Consider the following 21,073-nt stretch of genomic DNA (forward strand, 5'->3'; position numbering starts at 1 on the left):
AGGTGGGGGATAACTGCCAGTAAATGTCCGATTGGTTCAACTAACCATCAGTGGGGGATGAGAGAAAACCCCCACTGATGGAAGTTTCACTTTATTTCCTTCTTACCCACTCCGTTTATCGCCGTTCACACTCGTTGAGGTGGGAGTCTTTTTGCCAAATAAATATATCTATCAAAAAATAGAAATATTTAGTACACTTATTGCAATGGTTTTTGGCACAATCAGATTTTATTGAACAACAAGTAAGGAGAGATAGGCATGCTGCAAAACAGCGTTGTAATGGCAATCATTATTTTGGTTATTAATATTGTCTATGTGTCTTTTTTTACAACAAGAATGATTTTAACATTAAAAGGATATCGTTATGCTGCCGCCTTTGTTAGTATCGTTGAAGTCATGATTTATATTGTTGGTCTAGGGCTTGTGCTGGATAATCTTAACCAAATCCAAAATATTATTGCTTATGCAGTTGGATATGGGATCGGTGTCATTGTCGGCATGAAGATCGAAGAAAAGATGGCGCTTGGGTATATAACAGTGAATGTGATTACAAAAGAATATGACAAAGATTTGCCGAAGGCTTTGCGTTCTCGTGGATATGGGGTAACAAACTGGGCCACTCATGGTTTGGAAGGTGAAAGAATGGCACTACAAATTTTAACACCCCGGAAATATGAATTAAAGTTGTATCAAGTAATTAAAGAGCTAGATCCGAAGGCATTTATTATCGCATATGAACCAAAAACAATACATGGAGGATTTTGGGTGAAAAGTGTAAAAAAGGGGAAATTAAGCCAATGACGAACAAAAAATTATTTGAAGTAAAAGAGAATGAAACGATATCAGAATGCTTGCAGCGGATGTCTGAAGCAGGCTATCGTCCGATTAAAAGAGTAGAAAAACCAATATTTAAAGAATTAACAGCAGACAACAAGGCAAAATATGCTCCTTTTCGGCAAAAAATCATTTTTGAAGGGGTAAAAATAGACTAAACACGAACGATATCTTTTTATAAACATATGAATGTTCGATTTAAAGCGTTGACTTCTTGCTTAATGATTGATAAGATAAAAGTGTAAAAAAACGAATAACCCTCATATATAATGGGAATATGGCCCATAAGTCTCTACCCGGTTACCTTAAATAACTGGACTATGAGGAAAGTAGATAATGGTAGCATGTGTTCAATGTGCTTATTTTCTTATGCATGTCTATCCTGGATGAACTGCTTTCTCTCATATTGGAGTCAGTTTATCTAGGTTTTTTGTTTTTAACCGATTGTTTTATCCCACATCTAACTGGCAGTAAGACCCCCACCTCAAGAGTAAGAGGAATCGAAGAAGTCTAGGTGAGGGAAACTGAAAGTCAAATGTCCGAATGGTTAGGGCCTACAGGATAAGGAAAGCTTCTTGAATTAGCATCGCACGAAGAAAAAGTGCTCTCCTTTTTCGAGGACGTAGGTCACAAAGGCGTTGCAACAGGACAAGGAAAGCATCGGCAGCGATACATCGCACGAAGAAAAGCGGTTTCCTTTTCGAGGACACCTGCGATCTTAGCCTTTGTTCTACTTCTTGTCCAGTGGGCGATGAGAGAAAACCCCCACTGATGGAAGTTTCACTTTATAATAGGCATGTTTAATGTAAACAACTAAGAGATGACACCTATTTAAAAATAAAGAGCTGGAGGCGCGCAAAAATGACAGCTGAAGTTGGCGTGATAATGGGAAGCACATCAGATTGGGAGACGATGAAGCATGCATGTGACATCTTAGATGAGCTTCATATTACATATGAAAAAAAAGTTGTATCTGCTCATCGAACACCTGATTTAATGTTCGAATATGCAGAAAAAGCTAGGACTCGCGGTTTAAAAGTGATCATTGCGGGAGCTGGAGGCGCTGCACATCTTCCAGGGATGATCGCAGCAAAAACAACGCTTCCAGTAGTTGGTGTTCCTGTTCAATCAAAAGCATTAAATGGCCTAGATTCTTTATTGTCGATTGTGCAAATGCCAGGTGGAGTTCCAGTTGCAACGGTTGCAATTGGAAAAGCAGGCGCTGTCAATGCCGGTTTATTAGCAGCGCAAATTTTGTCAACCTTTAACCAAGCAGTTGCGAACCAATTGGAAAAACGAAGGAAAGCATTAGAGAAAATGGTGTTAGAAAGTAGTGATCAACTTGACTAAGTCGATTATTCTACCAGGAAAAACGATCGGGATTATCGGCGGCGGACAGTTAGGCAGAATGATGGCACTAGCAGCGAAGGAAGCTGGCTTTCGCATCGTCGTATTAGAGCCGGGCTTTCCTTCCCCTTGTGGACAAGTTGCAGATGAGCAGATTATTGCTTCCTATGACGATCGTGATGCGCTGTTGCAATTAGCTGAAAAAAGTGATGTGATCACATATGAATTTGAAAATATTGATTATGAAGCTTTGCAATGGTTGACAGAGAAAGCATATGTTCCGCAAGGAGCCGACATCATTAAAATCACACAAAATCGTATTCTTGAAAAACAAGCGCTCGTGGAAGCTGGTGTGAAGGTTGCACCTTATGCAGTGATCGATAACATGGAATCATTACTTACTGGAGTGGAGGAAATTGGCTTTCCTTGTGTACTGAAAACATCAATAGGCGGATATGATGGAAAAGGCCAATTTGTGATAAGACGGCACGATGAAATAAATGCTGCTGGACAGCTGCTAGAGCATGGACCATGTGTATTAGAATCGTGGCTTCCTTTTGAAAAAGAAATATCGGTGATCGTGACGAGAAGCATTCGTGGAGATATGACGACTTTTCCTGTCGCAGAAAATATTCATGTCAATAATATTTTGCATGAAACGATTGCCCCAGCAAGAATAGTCACTCATGTACATAAAAAAGCAGTAGCATTGGCAAAGAAAATTGCCAGCCATCTTGAGCTTATCGGCACATTAGCTGTAGAAATGTTTTTAACGAGAGATGGAGAACTGTATGTAAATGAACTTGCGCCAAGACCGCACAATTCTGGGCATTATACAATTGAAGCATGTGATATCTCTCAATTTGGCCAGCATGTACGTGCTGTTTGCAATTGGCCGTTGAAAGAACCGGAACTTTTGAAACCAGTCGTAATGGTAAATATTTTAGGCCAGCATGTTAAAGCAGTGATGAATGCAATTGCTGAAAAACCTACATGGTCGATTCACCTTTACGGAAAAGAAGAGGCGAAACAAAACCGTAAAATGGGCCACATTACCATATTGACTGATGATATAGATAAAACAGTAAACGAAATTGAAACAAGAAAAATTTGGATTTCAGCACTGGAAAATGGAGGCATTGTCAATGATTGAACGTTATACTCGCCCAGAAATGGGAGCCATTTGGACAGAGGAAAATCGCTATCGTGCATGGCTGGAGGTAGAGATCTTAGCATGTGAGGCATGGGCTGAACTTGGTGAAATTCCTAAGGAAGACGTTCAAAAAATACGTGAAAAAGCAGCTTTTCAAGTAGATCGCATTAAAGAAATTGAAGAAGAAACACGCCACGATGTGATTGCTTTTACAAGGGCGGTTTCAGAATCATTAGGAGAGGAGCGCAAATGGGTGCATTATGGCCTGACATCAACGGATGTAGTAGATACAGCTCTTTCTTACTTATTAAAGCAAGCAAATGCGATTCTGCTCGAAACATTGGAAAACTTTATTGCTGTTTTGCGCGATAAAGCAATCGAACATAAGCATACAGTGATGATGGGACGTACACATGGAGTACATGCGGAACCAACCACTTTTGGACTAAAAATGGCGTTATGGTATGAAGAGATGAAACGCAATCTTGAACGTTTCAAACAGGCAGCAGCTGGAGTTGCATTCGGGAAAATGTCTGGTGCGGTTGGAACATTCGCAAATATTGATCCTTTCGTAGAGAAGTATGTATGTGAAAAGCTTGGCTTGCAGCCTGCTCCAATCTCTACGCAAACATTGCAGCGTGATCGGCATGCTCATTATGTAGGAACACTTGCATTAATTGCGACATCTATTGAAAAGTTTGCAGTTGAGATTCGCGGTCTGCAAAAAAGCGAGACCCGTGAAGTAGAAGAATTTTTTGCCAAAGGTCAAAAGGGTTCTTCCGCAATGCCGCATAAGCGCAATCCGATAGGCTCAGAAAATATGACAGGGATGGCCCGTGTCATTAGAGGTTACATGCACACAGCTTATGAGAATGTTGCCTTATGGCATGAACGTGATATTTCACATTCTTCTGCCGAACGTATTATCCTTCCTGATGCGACGATTGCACTTCATTATATGCTGCAGCGGTTTGGAAATATTGTTAAAAATCTTACGGTTTTCCCTGAAAACATGAAACGAAATATGGATCGCACTTTTGGAATCATTTTTTCTCAGCGTGTTCTATTAGCTTTAATTGATAAAGGAATGTCTCGAGAGCAAGCGTATGATATTGTGCAGCCAACAGCAATGGAAGCCTGGGAGAAACAAGTGCAATTCAAAACCTTAATAGAAGCGAATGAAGTTGTAAAGGAAAAACTCACCCAAGAAGAAATAGCTGATTGTTTTGACTATCGCTACCATTTAAAACAGGTAGATACGATATTTTCACGTGTTGGATTGCAATAACGAAAGATACGATACTTGCAAAGAAGAAACAAGCGCAACATCACTAAAAAACCTAAATAATAGGAGAGAGGGAGACACATTATGTTAAAAGTGAAAGTTTATGTAACATTAAGAGAAAGTGTGATTGATCCTCAAGGAACAGCTGTAAAGCAGTCATTGCACAGCATGTCCTATCACAATGTCGAAACAGTCAGAGTCGGCAAATATATTGAATTAGAGCTGCAAAAAACAGAAAAGCCGATTGATGAAGCGATTAAAGAAATGTGTGAGCGTTTGTTAGTCAATACAGTAATTGAAGATTATCGTTATGAGGTTGAGGAGTGTGAGGCACAATGAAGTTTGCTGTCATCTCCTTTCCTGGCTCAAGCGGTGCAGAGGATATATACAATGCAATAAAAGATATACTCGGTGAAGAGGCGGATCTCGTCTCTCATCGTATCGATCAACTGGAGCAATATGATGCGATCGTATTGCCAGGGGGACTTTCCTATGGGAATTACTTGCGGCCGGGAGCGATTGCAGGACAAACACCTGTCATGAAAGCAGTGGCAGCTGCTGCTGAAAAAGGCAAACTGATTCTAGGGGTAGCAAATGGCTTTCAAATATTGTTAGAAGCAGGATTGCTCCCAGGAGCGATGAAACGAAATGATCATTTACAATTTATCTGTCAGTCTATTCAAATAAAAGTAGAAAACGAGCAGACACCATTCACATCTTTAAATGAAAAAGATGAAAAGATTCGGCTGCCAATTGCTCATAGTGAAGGAAACTACTATTGTGATAAAGAAACGTTGCAGGCATTAAAGAAACACAACCAAATTATTTTTACCTATGTGGATGAGAATCCAAACGGAAGCATCGAACATATCGCTGGTATTATGAATCAAAAAGGGAATGTACTTGGGATGATGCCGCATCCAGAAAGAGCAGTAGAATTGCTGCTTGGAAGCACAGATGGTCTGAAGCTATTTCAGTCGATTGTAAAACATTGGAAGGAAGCAGGTGCCATTCATGCTTGAGCCAAATGAAACGCAAATAAAAGAAGAAAAGCTGTATCGACAAATGGGTGTAACGGATGAAGAATTTCAAATGGTAGAAAAAATATTAGGAAGATTGCCAAACTATACTGAAATCGGACTTTTCTCCGTTATGTGGTCAGAGCATTGCAGCTATAAGAATTCTAAGCCTGTTTTACGAAAATTTCCTGTTACGGGCGAAAGAGTGCTGCAAGGACCAGGAGAAGGTGCTGGTATTGTAGATATCGGGGATAATCAAGCAGTTGTCTTTAAGATTGAAAGCCATAATCACCCGTCTGCGATTGAACCTTATCAAGGTGCTGCAACTGGAGTCGGCGGCATCCTTCGTGATGTTTTCTCAATGGGAGCAAGACCAATTGCAATGTTAAATTCGCTTCGTTTTGGTGAATTGGATTCTCCTCGCGTCAAATACTTACTAAAAGAAGTGATTGCTGGCATTGCCGGTTACGGCAATAGTATTGGCGTACCAACTGTCGGCGGTGAAATTCAATTTGATCGTTCTTATGATGGCAATCCGCTTGTCAATGCAATGTGTGTCGGTTTGATTAATCATGAAGATATTCAAAAGGGGCAAGCAAAGGGGATTGGCAATACTGTCATGTACGTTGGTGCGAAAACAGGCCGCGATGGCATTCATGGAGCGACTTTTGCATCCGAGGAATTAACGGAGGATGGAGATGAGGAACGTCCAGCGGTTCAAGCAGGCGATCCATTTTTGGAGAAAGTCTTAATGGAAGCATGCCTGGAGCTTGTCCATTCTGATGCACTTATCGGGATTCAAGATATGGGAGCGGCTGGTTTAACGAGCTCATCAGCGGAGATGGCTAGTAAAGCGGGTTCTGGCATCGAAATGAATTTAGATTTAGTTCCTCAGCGTGAAGCAGGGATGACAGCATATGAAATGATGCTTTCTGAGTCTCAAGAACGGATGCTTATTGTCATCAAAAAGGGCCGAGAACAAGAAATGATTGATTTATTTGCTAAATATGACCTGGAAGCGGTAGTGGTTGGAAAAGTAACAGATGATAAAATGCTGCGCTTGCTCCATCATGGAAACATTGTAGCAGAAGTACCTGTAGATGCTTTAGCAGAAGATGCACCAGTTTACAATAAACCGACAGCAGAACCTGCTTATTATCGGGAGTTCCAAGCAATGAAAGAGGAAATCCCAGCGGTTGAAAATTATTACGAGACGCTTCTTGAGCTTTTGCAGCAGCCAACGATCGCCAGTAAAGAATGGGCTTATCGCCAATACGACTATACAGCGGGCACAAATACAGTAGTTGCTCCTGGCTCCGATGCGGGTGTCATACGTATTCGCGGTACAAGAAAAGCAATTGCGATGACGACAGACTGTAACGCTCGTTATTTATATTTAGATCCTGAAATTGGCGGGAAAATCGCGGTTGCAGAAGCAGCACGAAACGTCGTTTGCTCAGGTGCTGAACCGCTTGCAATCACAGATGGTTTGAACTTCGGAAGTCCTGAAAATCCAGAGATTTTTTGGCAAATTTCAAAAGCTGCTGATGGGATTAGTGAAGCATGCATCAGCTTAAATAGTCCCGTCATTGGGGGAAATGTTTCTCTTTACAATGAAGCAAATGGCACTGCTATTTATCCGACGCCAATTATTGGCATGGTTGGGTTAATCAAAGATGTTGATCATATTACGACGCAGTCCTTTAAAGAGGCAGGAGATATCATTTATTTAGTTGGAGAAACGAAACCTGCATTTGGCGGCAGTGAACTGCAAAAAATGATCAATGGCAAGATTTTTGGAAAAGCTCCTGCGATTGATTTAGACGTAGAAGCAAAGCGGCAAAAAGCAATTTTAACAGCAATTCAAAAAGGATTAGTTGCTTCAGCCCATGATGTTTCTGAGGGCGGTGTCGGGGTTGCTCTAGCAGAGTCCTTATTTGGAACTGGTCTCGGAGCTGCAGTGACATTAGCAGGCAATCCAGTTGTCGCTTTATTCAGCGAATCGCAATCACGTTTCATTCTATCGGTTAAAAAAGCGAATCAAGCTACATTTGAAGCACTTGTTGAAGATGCTGTAGCAATTGGAGAAGTAGTAAACGATACAAGTTTAACAATCAATGATGAAAAGGGAGACACCCTTCTGCAATCGAATATAAAAGAATTGGAAGCCGCTTGGAAAGGAGCTATTCCATGCTTGCTGAAGTAAGGGGCTTACATGAAGAGTGTGGAGTATTTGCAATCTGGGGGCATCATGATGCAGCGCAAATTACGTATTACGGTCTTCACAGCTTGCAGCATCGCGGCCAAGAAGGCGCAGGCATCGTTGTAACGGATGGAAAGCATCTGCATGGCGTGAAAGAAGCAGGCCTTGTGACAGAAATCTTTAATGAAGAAAAAATGGGAGAGTTAAGAGGTTATGCTGCAATTGGGCATGTTCGCTACTCAGCTGCAGGAGGGCGCGGTCCTGAAAATATTCAGCCGCTCCTTTTCCATTCGCAAAGCGGTAGTATGGCTCTTGCCCATAACGGCAATCTCATTAATGCCAATGCGTTAAAACATCAGCTCGAAATGCAGGGAAGCATCTTTCAATCGAACTCTGATTTAGAAGTGCTTGCTCATTTAATTAAACGAAGCGGCTATATCGACATGAAAGAAAAGTTGATCAATGCCTTAACAATGGTGAAGGGCGCCTATGCTTTTGTCTTAATGACAGAAACGGAACTGATGGTGGCGCTTGATCCAAATGGTTTAAGGCCGCTTTCAATCGGCCGGGTTGGCGAAGCTTACTGTGTTGCTTCCGAAACATGTGCATTTGATATTATTGGCGCCGATTTTGTCCGCGATGTTGAGCCTGGAGAATTATTGATCATTAATGATGACGGACTGCATGCAGAAAAATTCTCTCTCACTGCAACAAGTGCCATGTGTACGATGGAATATGTTTATTTTTCCCGCCCTGATAGTAATATTAGCGGGATCAACATTCATACTGCACGAAAAAATCTCGGCAAGCAGCTTGCAAAAGAAGCAAAAATTGAGGCAGATGTCGTGACAGGCGTTCCTGATTCTAGCATTTCAGCTGCAATCGGCTATGCCGAAGAAGCGGGCATTCCTTATGAAATAGGATTGATTAAAAATCGCTACGTCGGCCGTACGTTTATTAAGCCATCGCAAGCGCTTCGCGAGCAAGGTGTCAAAATGAAGCTGGCCCCTGTACGGCGTGTTGTCGAAGGAAAGCGTGTCATTATGGTAGATGATTCGATCGTACGAGGAACAACGAGTAAGAGGATTGTGAACATGCTAAAAGAAGCCGGGGCAGTTGAAGTCCATGTCGTGATCAGCTCTCCCCCGATGAAAAATCCATGTTTTTATGGCATTGATACTTCTACTCATGAAGAATTAATGGCCTCTAAACATAGTGTTGAAGAAATGAGAGAGATGATCGGTGCGGACACATTAACATTTCTTAGTGTAGAAGGAACAGTAAAAGCGATCGGTAGAGAAGACGACGGAGAATATTGTGGACAATGTATGGCTTGCTTTACAGGCAAATATCCAACTGAAATTTATCCTGATACGCTGCTTCCTTATGAAAAAGAATATATAAAATATTAAAAATGAACGTTGGAAGATGAGGGAGGAAATGATAATGGCAGAGGCTTATCGGCAGGCTGGGGTCGATATTGAAGCAGGCTACGAGACTGTGAAAAAAATCAAAAAGCACGTCGCAAGAACTTCACGGCTAGGTGTCTTAGGACAGCTTGGAAGTTTTGGAGGAATCTTTGATCTTTCCGCTCTTAACATGAAGGAACCAGTGCTTGTCTCTGGTACTGATGGTGTAGGAACGAAGCTGATGCTTGCGTTTAAGATGGATAAACATGATACGATCGGGATCGATTGTGTTGCAATGTGTGTCAATGATATTGTTGTGCAAGGTGCAGAGCCTTTATATTTTCTTGACTATATAGCGTGTGGAAAAGCGGTGCCTGATAAAATCGAGCAAATCGTGAAAGGAATTGCCGATGGCTGCGAACTGGCTGGTTGTGCTTTAATAGGCGGTGAAACAGCAGAAATGCCAGGCATGTATGATGTACAAGAATATGATGTAGCGGGTTTTGCAGTTGGAGCCTGTGAAAAGAGCAGTTTAATCACTGGCGATCATATAACGGAAGGGAATGTGCTACTTGGTCTAGCTTCAAGTGGCATTCATAGCAACGGCTATTCTCTTGTCCGAAAAATCTTTTTTGACACACACCAGTTTTCTCTAAAGGAAAAGCTTCCTGAGCTTGACATGCCCCTTGGCGAGGTATTGTTGCAGCCGACTAAAATTTATGTAAAACCAATGATCGCAGCAATGAGGCAGCACCGTTTGAACGGTATGGCTCATATTACGGGAGGCGGTTTTATTGAAAATATCCCAAGAATGCTGCCAGAGGGGCTAGGCGCTACTATTAAGCTAGGCTCATGGCCGATTCTCCCAATTTTTACGGCACTTGAGAAATATGGAGAGTTGAAACAAGAAGAAATGTTTAATATTTTCAATATGGGAATTGGCATGGTTATAGCTGTGGAACGAGAAGATGTGGAGTCTATTACACAAGTACTAGAAGAACATGGAGAAGAAGTATACCAAATTGGAACGGTTTGCAAAGGAAACGGCGTACAATTTTCCTCTGTGGGGAAATTATCATGACGAGCATTGCCGTTTTTGCTTCTGGTAATGGCAGCAACTTTCAAGCGATTATTGATGCGATTCAGTCTGGCGATTTAGCCGCGGAAGTGAAGCTGTTAGTTTGTGATAAGCAGGATGCCTTTGTGTTGAAAAGAGCGAAACAATCAGGAATAGATACGTTTGCGTTTCAGCCGAAAGCATATGCTTCAAAAGCAGCATTTGAACGTCAAATTGCGGCAGAGTTGGAGAAGCTTAAAATCGAATATCTTGTGTTAGCAGGCTATATGCGGTTGATTGGCCCGACATTGCTAGAACGATTTTCAAACAAAATTATCAATATTCATCCGTCATTGCTTCCTGCTTTTCCTGGAATCGATGCAATTGGCCAGGCACTTCGAGCAGGTGTAGAGGAAACAGGTGTAACGATTCATTTTGTCGATGAAGGCATGGATACAGGACCAATCATTGCTCAAAAACGTGTAAAAGTATGCAGCAAAGATACGGAAGAAACGTTAGCCGCTAAGATTCACGAGCTGGAGCATCGTTTTTATCCAGCTACTTTACAACAACTATTTCATCAAGCGTCGGAGGGAGCCGAACATGGTAAAAAGAGCGTTAATTAGTGTGTCTGATAAAACGGGAATTGTTGAATTTGTGCAGAAACTGATTGCACTTGACTATGAAATCATTTCCACTGGAGGCACAAAAACGATTTTAGAGGAGAATGGCCTCGCTGTAAAAGGTGTTGAATCAATCACAGGATTCCCCGAAATTTTAGAGGGAAGAGTGAAGACGCTGCATCCATTTGTCCATGGCGGACTGCTTGCAAAACACGATGTTCCCGAGCATCAAGCACAATTAGAAGCACAAGGAATTACACCGATTCATCTTGTCTGTGTCAACCTATATCCTTTTCAACAGACAATTGCGAAGCCAAATGTAACGGTAGAGGACGCGATTGAAAATATTGATATTGGCGGGCCGACAATGCTTCGTGCAGCTGCTAAAAATCATCAATACGTAACAGTTGTCGTCGATGCCGCCGATTACGATCAAGTAATAGATATGCTAAAAGCATCTGGAACGGTGGACATAGAAACGAGAAGAAAACTTGCCGCCAAAGTATTCCGCCATACTGCTGCTTATGATGCTTATATTGCTGGCTATATGACAGAGCTTACAGGCGAAGAAAGTCCAGAACGTGTGACTTATACATATGAATTAAAACAGCCGCTTCGCTACGGTGAAAATCCACATCAACAGGCTGCCTTTTATGTGAATCCATTAGGAGCGGAATTTTCAATTGCGCATGCTCAGCAGCATCATGGGAAGGAACTTTCTTACAATAATATTCGCGACGCTGATGCAGCTTTACAAATTGTGAGGGAATTTGAACAGCCAGCTGCTGTTGCCGTTAAGCATATGAATCCATGCGGAGTTGGCATTGGTGAAGATGCATCCACTGCATTTGCCAAAGCGTATCAAGCAGATCCAACTTCTATTTTCGGCGGTATTATTGCTTTTAATCGGATTGTTGATGAAGAGACTGCGCAGCAGCTTTATGACATTTTTCTTGAAATCATTGTAGCTCCAGCCTTTACAGAAGAAGCTTCAGCCCTTTTAACGAAGAAAAAGAATTTGCGCCTGCTTACTGTTCCTTTTGAAACAAAAGGAGAAACAGAAAAAATGCTCACATCTGTAGCTGGCGGTTTGCTAGTGCAGGATCAAGATGCGAAAGTCCTTGATGAAGATGCTTTAAAAGTTATGACAGAGCGAACACCTACAGCAGAAGAAATGAAGGCTTTACAGCTTGGATGGAAGGTTGTACGCCATGTGAAGTCGAATGCGATTGTGGTGGCGAATGAAGAAATGACTTTAGGTATTGGTGCAGGACAAATGAATCGCGTCGGCGCTGCAAAGATTGCTTTAGAACAAGCTGGAGAAAAAGCGAAAGGTGCTGTGCTTGCATCTGATGCCTTTTTCCCAATGGCTGATACGGTGGAAGCAGCGGCTAAAGCAGGAATAACGGCTATCATTCAGCCAGGCGGCTCCGTCCGCGATGAAGAGTCGATTCAAGCAGCAAATAAAGCCGGAATTGCAATGGTATTTACAGGGGTTCGTCATTTTAAACATTAATTTTTCAGTAAATATGGGGAGGAGAAAATCATGAAAGTGTTAGTCATTGGCAGCGGCGGCCGTGAACATGCCATTTGTAAAAAAGCGGCTGAAAGCGCCTTTGTTACAAACGTTTTTTGTGCGCCAGGAAACGGCGGCATTTCCGAGCATGCTATTATTGTTCCAATCAAGGAGACGCAAATAAGTGAGCTTGTTGATTTTGCCAAGAAAGAAGCCATTGACCTGACCATTGTTGGGCCTGAAAATCCGCTGCTTGCGGGAATTGTCAATGAATTTGAAGCAGCTGGTCTGAAAGTGTTTGGCCCTCGCAAAGAAGCGGCAATCATTGAAGGCAGTAAATCATTTACAAAGGATTTGTTGAATAAATATCAGATTCCTTCTGGTGATTATGCAACGTTTTATTCGTACGAAGAAGCAGCCGCATATGTTGAGGAGAAAGGTGCACCTATTGTCATTAAGGCAGATGGACTTGCAGCAGGCAAAGGCGTTGTTGTCGCTTTAACAAAGACAGAAGCATTGCAGGCTTTAAAAGACATGCTGCTTGCTAAGAAATTTGGCGAAGCATCAAAAAAAGTGGTCATTGAGGAATTCTTAGCGGGTGAAGAGGTTTCCTTAATGGCTTTCGTAAAAGGTGAAAAAGTCTACCCAATGGTTGCCGCCCAAGATCATAAACGTGCTTATGATGGCGATAAAGGACCAAACACAGGTGGAATGGGAGCGTACTCCCCTGTTCCCCATATTCCACAGTCAATCATTGATCAGGCAATCGAAGAGATTTTACAGCCGACAGCAAAAGCAATGGTACAAGAAGGCCGCAGCTTTACAGGTATCTTATATGCAGGGTTGATTATCACTGCAGCTGGTCCAAAGGTGATTGAATTTAATGCACGCTTTGGTGATCCAGAAACACAAGTCGTGCTGCCGCGATTAACTTCAGATTTAGTAAAACTAATTCTTGATATTCTTGATGACAAAGAACCTGTCATCGAATGGAACCATCAAGCAACACTAGGCGTCGTACTTGCTTCAAAAGGCTATCCTGAAGCATATGAAAAAGGCAGCCCAATCATTGGTTTAGAGCAAATAACGGATGAAGTTCACGTCTATCACGCTGGAACAAGCAAAACAGAAAAAGCTGAATACGTTGTTGCTGGCGGCCGAGTCCTCTTAGTGGCAGCACAGGCAAATACGCTTGAGGATGCAAGCGAGAAAGTATATGCAGAAATGAACAAACTCGATTCACCGCAATTTTTCTATCGCACTGATATAGGCAAACGTGCGATCGGTGTTTCATAAAAAAGCAGGAGCTGCCCAGGACAGCTCCTTTTTTATATCGTGGTGCAAATAAATGGAAGTGGATGGTTTATCATTCGAATCCAGATATTTATAAGCGGAAGTAAGCAATTTATCATTTGAAGTTTTAATAAGCCGAATTAGATAATTTATCGTCCAGCTCACTCTTAACCTCCCTTATTTTTTGCAATAGCGACGGTAATTATGGGAATGTTAAAACTCGGATTTTTAGTGTTTCTAAGTATTTTAAAAAAGATAAAGCCAGGTCTATATGAATAAATGGTTGGCTAGATTCGAAAATCAAATCACTTAAAATGAAGAGAGTAACTTTCTAAAAGGTGCTCTCTTTTTCGTTTTAAACAGAAAAAAATTTTAATCATCATAAAGGTAAAATTCAGAATATGTTGAATATATATGAGTGAAGCGAAAGAAGATTTATGAAGGAGGTGTTCAAATGGAATTATTGAAAAACTCGAAAGGGAAATGGTGTGCCGTTTTTAGCGTATTTCTATTGATGTTTATGTTCACAACTCCTATCTCATCATCTACAAGTGAAGGAGCTGCTTGTACAGATTTGAAAGAACAACATGATCTTGAAACTAGCTGCTAAAAGAATTTCTTCAAAGAGTTCTCTATATAGAGTGATTAGCTCGATGTTTTATGGATTTTTCATGATTATAAATCAATATTGGAAATATGAAATATATGCTGGGGTGAAAATGAACGAAGGAGGTGTCCACATGGAATTATTGAAAAACTCGAAAGGGAAATGGTGCGCTGTTTTTGGTGTATTTCTATTAATGTTTATGTTCACAACTCCTATATCAACTACAAGTGAAGTGGCAAAAGGTGAATTGAAAAGAGAACATGATCCACTTTATCATGGTTGATAAATAATTTCTCGAAGAACACCGAAAAAAGCTGTCTATAAGCCATTTATTTGCTGACTTATGGATAGCTCTTTTCTTATGAAAATCTATGCTGCTCTGATATCTCATTCATATTACGAAATGTATGTTATTTTGAATCTTGTATAAGGATAAAGATCCACATATGGTGGGGTTGTTCTGCTACCTGCGGGGCAATCATTACCGCCAACATAAATTGTACAATAAGTAATTCGAATATAAAAAAAGCCGATTTCTTCTATTATGAAGGAATCGGCTTTTTTCTTAGTATGATTCTTCCAAAGATAATGCTTACTTTATTTATCCCACATCTAACCGGCAGTAAGACCCCTACCTCAAGAGTAAGAGGAATCGAAGAAGTCTAGGTGAGGGATAACTGAAAGTCAAATGTCCGATTGATTCGGGCCTACGGGACGTAGGCACAAAGGCGTTGCAACAGGACAAGGAAAGCTTCGGCAGCGATACATCGCACGAAGAAAAGCGGTTTCCTTTTCGAGGACGTTGCGATCTTAGCCTTTGTTCTACTTCTTGTCCAGTGGGGATGAGAGAAAACCTCCGCTCATGGAAGTTTCACTTTATCTTTATTTTTTTCTATTTTAAATACGATTAGCAAGTAAATCCCAACACATAGTGGAATAATAGTGCCATTTAATATTAACTTTGTGCTTTCCTGAAGGTTTGTCATATCTAGAAGAATCTCCGGTAAAAATAAAGTAATCGGAAGAATAATCGTTACCCATGTTTTGCTCCATAATGCAATTCCAATAAAAACTAAAATTGACATAGCAATTGCAATCATATTTCCAGCCGTTCCAAATTGAATAATGGGTGTATCATAAAATCTATTTAAATAGATTAAAGCAATAAATAAAAGCATTGGTGTCATTCCGATAATACCGAATAATAACCATTCTCTTATTTTGGATATTTTGTTGCTTGCAACATACTTAAATAAGACTGTGGTAAGAAACAAGGCAAATATGAAAATAAATGGATAGCCAATCAAATCAAGTAATGAGTATTCCATTTCTCCACGTATTGCATCTCCCATTACAATATAAGCAATTGCACCCAAGATAATAATAGGTATATATTTCAGCAATCCTTTAAAATCAAATGACATTTCATTTGCTAATTGTCCCATATACTCTTTAGGTGTCTTTCCAATGATATCTGCTACGCTTTTCCCATTTTTTTCAGCTTCATATAAGTGATCCTCTAATTCTTCAATTATGTCTTCAGTTTCTTTTTCATTTTTTCCGCTGGAAAATAAATAGACCCTTAGATTTTCTAAAAAATCACGACTTTCTTTTGATATATTCATAAAAGTTAACCTTCCTCACCTAATAAATGATTAACACTATCTGAGATAGCACTCCATTTCTTTTTAAAATCTTCCAATTCTTCTTTTCCTTTTACGGTTAAGGAATAATATTTTCGCTTGGGACCTCCTGAAGGAAGTTCTTTTTGAACGGCCGTCACAAGCCCTTCTTTTCTCATTCTAAGTAACAAAGGATAAATGCTTCCTTCACTAACCATTGTAAATCCATAGGCATATAACTTTTCCATCATTTCATATCCATAGGTTTCCCCTTTATTAATAATTGATAGGAGGCATCCCTCTAAAATTCCTTTTAATATTTGACTTGACGACAATAAGCTCCCTCCTTTTGAAAGGAATAAACAAAAACTAACTTGTTATGCAATATAGTTGTGCAAAAAAAAGAGGTGCAATCAAACTGTATTGTATTACAAGATAGTTTGATTTTAGCATATCATTAAAAATAGCTCAAGATATTTTTTTTGGTATGTTTTAATAATAAAAGTTCCATAAACGGACATGAAAGGCATAAAGAATTATCTTCAAGCGATTTACGGGATCAACGAACCGTACGATGGAAATGGGAAAGGTAATTCGATTATAAGGAAAAAGTTATTCAAAAGATGTTACATATAAATAAAAGGATCAGGTTTTCGGTTTCATTTATTTGTGAAGTTTCGTTTTGCACCACGGTACTATATGCCAATATTTTACTTGTAGCATGATGATCAAAAAGAGAATGTTGGTGATATCTGAAGGCTAACGTAATCAATATGAAAAGGAAAAATTTTTATGGAGACTATTCATTACAAAGTAAACCGAAAGCTTAATTGTTGTTAAATAAAGGGGGAGTAATAAATAATTGACTAGTGGCTATACTTTTTATAACGTGTGAATATAGATAGCGCAGCATACGTTAAATATATTAATTAATGCAAACGTATTGCTTTCAAACATGAATCGTCAAATACGACTATTTTTTTGCAAAAAAAAACCCTCCTGCTAAGAAGGATTTTCTGTTTCTGGCTGTTGGGACATGCATTTGCCATTTGTTTTTTGAAACATAGCGGTTACTGGGCAGTAGCGGACAATGCCTTCTCCTACTTTCATTGCACCAAGCATCGCCGTCATCAGGTAAAATTGTCTCCATGGCACCCTCGAAAGGCGTGCTGTACTCCAAGACAACATTGTAAGCCCGCAAGTAATGCGAACCAATGCGTTTAATATTCCAATATTAGGCTTTATTTTCATGTTATCCTCACCTTCACAAAATGTTTACAATTATCTACGATACCTTTAGTGCTTTAAACAAAAGAATATGTTAGTATTAAGAACGAAAAAAGAAAATTGAATGCTTCCTTATGGAGGAATGTTGAATGTACCGTTGGAAAAATAGACAGCTTCGCGAACAAGCAGCTGTGTTAGATCATAAAAAATCACCAACACTTGTTTTACAAAATGCCCGTTATCTACACTCGATTTTTCGAAAGTGGATGACTGCAAATATTTGGATTTATGAAGATCGCATTGTTTATGTTGGAGATAAACTCCCAGAGAAATTAAGCAATAATTGTGAAGTCGTTGATTGTTCTAAATGGACGTTAGTACCAGGCTATATTGAACCGCATGTACATCCATTTCAGTTATATAATCCCCAAACGTTTGCTGAATATGCATCTCAAACAGGAACGACCACTCTAATTACAGATAACTTGAAGCTTGCTTTTTTATTGGAAATAAAGAAAGCGTTTTCTTTTGTAAGTGATTGCAATAGCTTTCCTATTTCCATGTATTGGTGGTGTCGTTTTGGCTCACAGACGGAGCTGGAAAATGAGGAAATGATTTTTACGAATGAATCTGTTAAAACATGGCTTGAGCATGACCTCGTTATTCAAGGTGGAGAGCTGACAGAGTGGCCAAAGCTTTTGGCTGGAGATGATTTAATACTTCATTGGATTCAAGAAACGAAGCGGCTTGGGAAGAAAATTGAAGGTCATTTTCCAGGAGCTTCGGAAAAAACATTAGCGAAAATGATGCTTTTTGGAGCTGATGCAGATCATGAATCGATGACTGCAAAAGATATTTATTTGCGGCTTATGAACGGATATACTGTGGCACTTCGCCATTCTTCTATTCGTCCTGATCTGCCCATTCTTTTGACAGAAATGAAGGAAATAGGCTTGGATCAATATGACTCCATGTTTTTTACTACAGACGGTTCTACTCCATGCTTTTACAATGAGGGGATTCTCGACCGCATGATCCGAATCGCATTAGAGCATGGTGTGCCAACGATCGATGCGTATCATATGGCATCCTATAATGTAGCGCGCTATTATAATATCCAGCATCATCATGGGTTGATTGCTACAGGGCGCATTGCCAATATTAATATTCTGGAAGATGAAACAAATCCAACACCGATTTCCGTGCTGTCAAAAGGAAAATGGCTTAAAAGAGATGGACAAACAATTGCTGCATTTCAACCGATGGATTGGAAAAAGTATGGGTTTTCACCACTTTCTTTAAATTGGGACTTAGATAGGGAAGATCTCCAATTTTCGATGCCATTTGGGATAGAAATGGTGAATGATGTGATTACAAAACCATACTCAGTTACGATGGAATGTAATACTGAAGAACTGCCTTTAAACAATGATGAAAGCTTTTTTATGCTGATAGACCGTAATGGAACTTGGCGTGTCAATACGATGCTAAAAGGTTTTGCCAACAAAGTGCTTGGCTTTGCCTCCTCTTTTTCTAATACAGGCGATATTGTCATGATCGGCAAGAAAAAGTCTGATATGATACTTGCTTTTGATCGGATGAAGGCAATCGGAGGTGGTATTGTCTTAGCGGAAAATGGCGAAATTATTTATGAATTGCCATTGAAACTAGCTGGTGTCATGTCAGATGCAAAAATGTCAGTACTGATGAAAGAAGAGAAACGTTTAAAAGAATTGTTGTGTGAACGCGGGTATGCTTTTGCTGACCCCATCCATTCTTTGCTGTTTTTTTCCTCGACCCATTTGCCATATTTGCGTATTACTCAAAAGGGAATGTACGATGTCATGAACAAAACGGTACTCTTTCCGACAATAATGCGTTAAAATAATAAAATAGGGCATCCTTTAGCAGCGAGCTGCTAAAGGTGCGCTATCATGCTGTCGATTCATCCGTTTTAGTTTTAGTAGAACCCTTTATACATAAATAGAGAAATAGGGTTTTGCTGAAATGGGTAGTCGTACAGAAGAGAAATGAAGAAATAGGAGTTAGGGGTCAGTATATGTCAAAAAAAATATTGGTTTTATTATTGCTTATGACGCTGTTAGTTGGTGCTTGTGGAAAAAAAACAGAAGTCATTCCAGAGGAACAAGAACCTCCTAAGCAAGAAGAATTGACAGAAACGGTCGAAGAAGAAGCTGAGGTAGAAGAGGAAGGGCCTTTATTCCCGTTAACTGGTACACCTGCTGAGGAAGAAATAGACACTAGAGCAGTTGCGGTAATGATTAATAACCATCCAGCAGCTAGACAGCAATCAGGTTTATCGCAGGCAGATGTTGTGTATGAAGTGCTTGCAGAAGGTGATTTAACAAGATTTTTGGCCATTTTTCAGAGTGAGAAGCCAGCAAATATCGGACCGATTCGCAGTGCTAGAGATTATTACATCGATTTAGCAAAAGGCTACGATAGCCTATACATTGCTCACGGATATAGTCCGAAAGCACATCAGATGCTAAAGAATGGCGTTATCGATCATCTAAATGGCATGCAATATGACGGCAGCTTGTTTAAAAGATCAAGTGCCAAAAAAGCGCCGCATAATTCGTATACAACCTTTGAAAATATTGAAAAAGGTGCGGAATCCAACGGTTATGAGATGACAACTTCACCAGAGCCGCTGCCATTTTTAACAAAAGAAGAAGTAAACGAATTATCGGGAGACACTGCGGAACAGCTAACCATTTCCTACTCTAGCAATCAAAACTTTGTTGTAGAATATGAGTATGATCACGATGCAGAGAAGTATAAACGCTTTTCAGGCGGTGAATTAACTGAAGATATCGAGGCAGGTGCGCCTGTTCTTTTAGATAACATTTTTATTGTAGAAACGAATCATCGAGTGATTGATGACGAAGGAAGGCACGATATTGATTTAACATCAGGAGGGAATGGCTACCTTATACAAAGAGGAGTATCTCAAGAAATTGAGTGGAAAAATGTTGATGGAAGAATTCTACCTTATGATGGTAGCAAGGCGTTAGGGTTTGTCCCTGGTAAAACATGGATAAATATTGTTCCTTCGAATGATATTGTTGAAATGAAGAAATAACAGCTTCATTTAAAGGGGAATCAATCTATGCAAATTGATAAAATAAGAGGCCAAGCGCTCGATCAGCTTTTTAAAGCTATTTTGTCGTTAGAAGATATAGAAGAATGCTATCAATTTTTTGATGATTTATGTACAATCAATGAGATTCAGTCTCTTTCTCAACGTCTGCAAGTAGCAAAAATGTTAAAGGATGGGAATACCTATCATAAAATTGAGACCGAAACAGGAGCAAGTACAGCAACCATTTCACGTGTGAAGCGTTGCTTAAATTATGGCAATGACGCCTATGCAATGGCTTTGGATAGAATTGAAGAAAAAGAAAAATAATAAATGTCTCTGATTGGGTTAGGCCTATTGTATTGCGATCTTAGCTTTGCTCTGCTTCTTTCCAATGAAGATGAAGGATTATGGCAGTTTCATGATGAACGACTTTGTAAAAGTTATAAGACATGGTGCAAATAAAGACCGCTGTACAAAGGGCAACAGAACCGTCATTTTATTAGACCAAAATCATATACAATAAAGGATCTTACATATTAGTCTTGTATAGTATGCACTTTCCTTTATTGTTTTTTTATTGCGCTAAAGCTAAGAAGTCGAAGGGTTATTTTTCCTCAACCAATCCATTAAATGATTAAATAAAGGTACTGAATGTCTGTGCCCTGTTCCGTTAGGTTATACCCGTTATATCTTCTTGTATACCTGCATAAGCTACTTTTAATAGTCCTCTCAATCTTTATTTTCTTCTTTTAATCTCTTGATTAGGTTTTCC

General features: G+C 39.9%; 22 protein-coding genes and 1 riboswitch. Of the genes, 18 read left to right on the forward strand and 4 right to left on the reverse strand.

The window, feature by feature from the left end:
* The first annotated feature begins 258 nt into the window (after positions 1-258).
* From J2S08_RS20100 to purD, 13 genes are all read left to right on the forward strand, one after another.
* Positions 259-801: a DUF2179 domain-containing protein gene (locus tag J2S08_RS20100; RefSeq protein WP_307232750.1), complete on the forward strand. Its 543-nt coding sequence runs from the start codon at positions 259-261 to the stop codon at positions 799-801.
* Entirely contained in the window at positions 798-992 is a 195-nt protein-coding gene (locus J2S08_RS20105; protein WP_307232752.1) for an NETI motif-containing protein, read from the forward strand. Before J2S08_RS20100 ends, J2S08_RS20105 begins: the two co-directional genes overlap by 4 nt.
* 82 nt (positions 993-1,074) lie before the next feature.
* Positions 1,075-1,175: riboswitch (purine riboswitch) on the forward strand.
* A gap of 520 nt (positions 1,176-1,695) precedes the next feature.
* Positions 1,696-2,184: a 5-(carboxyamino)imidazole ribonucleotide mutase gene (purE, locus tag J2S08_RS20110; protein ID WP_307232753.1), complete on the forward strand. Its 489-nt coding sequence runs from the start codon at positions 1,696-1,698 to the stop codon at positions 2,182-2,184.
* Positions 2,177-3,334 carry a 5-(carboxyamino)imidazole ribonucleotide synthase gene (purK, locus tag J2S08_RS20115; protein ID WP_370875728.1) on the forward strand — a complete coding sequence of 386 codons (1,158 nt, stop codon included), beginning with the start codon at positions 2,177-2,179 and terminating at the stop codon, positions 3,332-3,334. The genes purE and purK overlap by 8 nt, the downstream gene beginning before the upstream one ends.
* Positions 3,327-4,622, forward strand: a complete 1,296-nt coding sequence (gene purB / locus J2S08_RS20120) for an adenylosuccinate lyase (protein WP_307232755.1) — start codon at positions 3,327-3,329, stop codon at positions 4,620-4,622. The genes purK and purB overlap by 8 nt, the downstream gene beginning before the upstream one ends.
* Before the next feature lie 81 nt (positions 4,623-4,703).
* The gene (gene purS, locus J2S08_RS20125; RefSeq protein WP_307232757.1) at positions 4,704-4,958 is read left to right on the forward strand and encodes a phosphoribosylformylglycinamidine synthase subunit PurS; all 255 of its coding nucleotides are present in this window, start codon (positions 4,704-4,706) and stop codon (positions 4,956-4,958) included.
* The gene (gene purQ, locus J2S08_RS20130; RefSeq protein WP_307232759.1) at positions 4,955-5,641 is read left to right on the forward strand and encodes a phosphoribosylformylglycinamidine synthase subunit PurQ; all 687 of its coding nucleotides are present in this window, start codon (positions 4,955-4,957) and stop codon (positions 5,639-5,641) included. Before purS ends, purQ begins: the two co-directional genes overlap by 4 nt.
* Positions 5,625-7,844: a phosphoribosylformylglycinamidine synthase subunit PurL gene (purL, locus tag J2S08_RS20135; protein ID WP_307232761.1), complete on the forward strand. Its 2,220-nt coding sequence runs from the start codon at positions 5,625-5,627 to the stop codon at positions 7,842-7,844. Before purQ ends, purL begins: the two co-directional genes overlap by 17 nt.
* Positions 7,829-9,253 (forward strand): amidophosphoribosyltransferase, encoded by a 1,425-nt coding sequence (purF, locus tag J2S08_RS20140; RefSeq protein ID WP_307232763.1) that lies wholly within the window; start codon positions 7,829-7,831, stop codon positions 9,251-9,253. Before purL ends, purF begins: the two co-directional genes overlap by 16 nt.
* 34 nt (positions 9,254-9,287) lie before the next feature.
* Entirely contained in the window at positions 9,288-10,331 is a 1,044-nt protein-coding gene (gene purM, locus J2S08_RS20145; RefSeq protein ID WP_307232765.1) for a phosphoribosylformylglycinamidine cyclo-ligase, read from the forward strand.
* On the forward strand, positions 10,328-10,933 hold the full coding sequence (gene purN / locus J2S08_RS20150) for a phosphoribosylglycinamide formyltransferase (RefSeq protein ID WP_307232767.1): 606 nt from the start codon (positions 10,328-10,330) through the stop codon (positions 10,931-10,933). Before purM ends, purN begins: the two co-directional genes overlap by 4 nt.
* The gene (purH, locus tag J2S08_RS20155) at positions 10,911-12,446 is read left to right on the forward strand and encodes a bifunctional phosphoribosylaminoimidazolecarboxamide formyltransferase/IMP cyclohydrolase (protein ID WP_307232769.1); all 1,536 of its coding nucleotides are present in this window, start codon (positions 10,911-10,913) and stop codon (positions 12,444-12,446) included. The genes purN and purH overlap by 23 nt, the downstream gene beginning before the upstream one ends.
* Before the next feature lie 30 nt (positions 12,447-12,476).
* A complete protein-coding gene (gene purD / locus J2S08_RS20160; RefSeq protein WP_307232771.1) occupies positions 12,477-13,742 on the forward strand; it encodes a phosphoribosylamine--glycine ligase in 1,266 nt (421 codons plus the stop codon).
* Here the strand turns inward: purD and J2S08_RS20165 are convergent.
* Complete coding sequence (locus tag J2S08_RS20165) at positions 13,737-13,904, reverse strand: hypothetical protein (protein WP_307232773.1); 168 nt, start codon at positions 13,902-13,904, stop codon at positions 13,737-13,739. The two genes, purD and J2S08_RS20165, sit on opposite strands and share 6 nt — an antisense overlap.
* A gap of 289 nt (positions 13,905-14,193) precedes the next feature.
* Between J2S08_RS20165 and J2S08_RS20170 the strand changes: the two genes are divergently transcribed.
* Together J2S08_RS20170 and J2S08_RS20175 are read left to right on the forward strand one after the other, a co-directional pair.
* Positions 14,194-14,349 (forward strand): hypothetical protein, encoded by a 156-nt coding sequence (locus J2S08_RS20170; RefSeq protein WP_307232775.1) that lies wholly within the window; start codon positions 14,194-14,196, stop codon positions 14,347-14,349.
* 130 nt (positions 14,350-14,479) lie between these two features.
* On the forward strand, positions 14,480-14,629 hold the full coding sequence (locus J2S08_RS20175) for a hypothetical protein (RefSeq protein WP_307232777.1): 150 nt from the start codon (positions 14,480-14,482) through the stop codon (positions 14,627-14,629).
* A gap of 577 nt (positions 14,630-15,206) precedes the next feature.
* Here J2S08_RS20175 and J2S08_RS20180 read toward each other — a convergent pair.
* From J2S08_RS20180 to J2S08_RS20190, 3 genes are all read right to left on the reverse strand, one after another.
* A complete protein-coding gene (locus J2S08_RS20180; RefSeq protein WP_307232779.1) occupies positions 15,207-15,971 on the reverse strand; it encodes an HAAS domain-containing protein in 765 nt (254 codons plus the stop codon).
* A 5-nt stretch (positions 15,972-15,976) separates the two neighbouring features.
* Positions 15,977-16,303, reverse strand: a complete 327-nt coding sequence (locus J2S08_RS20185) for a PadR family transcriptional regulator (protein WP_307232781.1) — start codon at positions 16,301-16,303, stop codon at positions 15,977-15,979.
* Positions 16,304-16,970: 667 nt separating this feature from the next.
* Complete coding sequence (locus tag J2S08_RS20190; protein ID WP_307232783.1) at positions 16,971-17,219, reverse strand: YgaP family membrane protein; 249 nt, start codon at positions 17,217-17,219, stop codon at positions 16,971-16,973.
* Between the two features lie 125 nt (positions 17,220-17,344).
* Between J2S08_RS20190 and J2S08_RS20195 the strand changes: the two genes are divergently transcribed.
* The 3 genes from J2S08_RS20195 to J2S08_RS20205 all read left to right on the forward strand — a co-directional run bounded on the left by J2S08_RS20195 (position 17,345) and on the right by J2S08_RS20205 (position 20,628).
* Positions 17,345-19,078, forward strand: a complete 1,734-nt coding sequence (locus J2S08_RS20195) for an adenine deaminase C-terminal domain-containing protein (protein WP_307232785.1) — start codon at positions 17,345-17,347, stop codon at positions 19,076-19,078.
* A gap of 176 nt (positions 19,079-19,254) precedes the next feature.
* On the forward strand, positions 19,255-20,301 hold the full coding sequence (locus tag J2S08_RS20200; protein ID WP_307232786.1) for a DUF3048 domain-containing protein: 1,047 nt from the start codon (positions 19,255-19,257) through the stop codon (positions 20,299-20,301).
* A 27-nt stretch (positions 20,302-20,328) separates the two neighbouring features.
* The gene (locus J2S08_RS20205) at positions 20,329-20,628 is read left to right on the forward strand and encodes a YerC/YecD family TrpR-related protein (RefSeq protein ID WP_307232788.1); all 300 of its coding nucleotides are present in this window, start codon (positions 20,329-20,331) and stop codon (positions 20,626-20,628) included.
* Positions 20,629-21,073 lie beyond the last annotated feature (445 nt).

Source organism: Bacillus chungangensis, from assembly GCF_030812995.1.
Classification (GTDB): Bacteria; Bacillota; Bacilli; order Bacillales; family Bacillaceae_C; genus Bacillus_CF; species Bacillus_CF chungangensis.

Bases quoted from the DNA above. Each gene is read 5' to 3' on its own strand.
- J2S08_RS20100 (WP_307232750.1), top strand. From the start codon at position 259: ATGCTGCAAAACAGCGTTGTAATGGCAATCATTATTTTGGTTATTAAT.
- J2S08_RS20105 (WP_307232752.1), top strand. From the start codon at position 798: ATGACGAACAAAAAATTATTTGAAGTAAAAGAGAATGAAACGATATCA.
- purE (WP_307232753.1), top strand. From the start codon at position 1,696: ATGACAGCTGAAGTTGGCGTGATAATGGGAAGCACATCAGATTGGGAG.
- purB (WP_307232755.1), top strand. From the start codon at position 3,327: ATGATTGAACGTTATACTCGCCCAGAAATGGGAGCCATTTGGACAGAG.
- purS (WP_307232757.1), top strand. From the start codon at position 4,704: ATGTTAAAAGTGAAAGTTTATGTAACATTAAGAGAAAGTGTGATTGAT.
- purQ (WP_307232759.1), top strand. From the start codon at position 4,955: ATGAAGTTTGCTGTCATCTCCTTTCCTGGCTCAAGCGGTGCAGAGGAT.
- purF (WP_307232763.1), top strand. From the start codon at position 7,829: ATGCTTGCTGAAGTAAGGGGCTTACATGAAGAGTGTGGAGTATTTGCA.
- purM (WP_307232765.1), top strand. From the start codon at position 9,288: ATGGCAGAGGCTTATCGGCAGGCTGGGGTCGATATTGAAGCAGGCTAC.
- purN (WP_307232767.1), top strand. From the start codon at position 10,328: ATGACGAGCATTGCCGTTTTTGCTTCTGGTAATGGCAGCAACTTTCAA.
- purH (WP_307232769.1), top strand. From the start codon at position 10,911: ATGGTAAAAAGAGCGTTAATTAGTGTGTCTGATAAAACGGGAATTGTT.
- purD (WP_307232771.1), top strand. From the start codon at position 12,477: ATGAAAGTGTTAGTCATTGGCAGCGGCGGCCGTGAACATGCCATTTGT.
- J2S08_RS20170 (WP_307232775.1), top strand. From the start codon at position 14,194: ATGGAATTATTGAAAAACTCGAAAGGGAAATGGTGTGCCGTTTTTAGC.
- J2S08_RS20175 (WP_307232777.1), top strand. From the start codon at position 14,480: ATGGAATTATTGAAAAACTCGAAAGGGAAATGGTGCGCTGTTTTTGGT.
- J2S08_RS20180 (WP_307232779.1), bottom strand. From the start codon at position 15,971: ATGAATATATCAAAAGAAAGTCGTGATTTTTTAGAAAATCTAAGGGTC.
- J2S08_RS20190 (WP_307232783.1), bottom strand. From the start codon at position 17,219: ATGAAAATAAAGCCTAATATTGGAATATTAAACGCATTGGTTCGCATT.
- J2S08_RS20195 (WP_307232785.1), top strand. From the start codon at position 17,345: ATGTACCGTTGGAAAAATAGACAGCTTCGCGAACAAGCAGCTGTGTTA.
- J2S08_RS20200 (WP_307232786.1), top strand. From the start codon at position 19,255: ATGTCAAAAAAAATATTGGTTTTATTATTGCTTATGACGCTGTTAGTT.
- J2S08_RS20205 (WP_307232788.1), top strand. From the start codon at position 20,329: ATGCAAATTGATAAAATAAGAGGCCAAGCGCTCGATCAGCTTTTTAAA.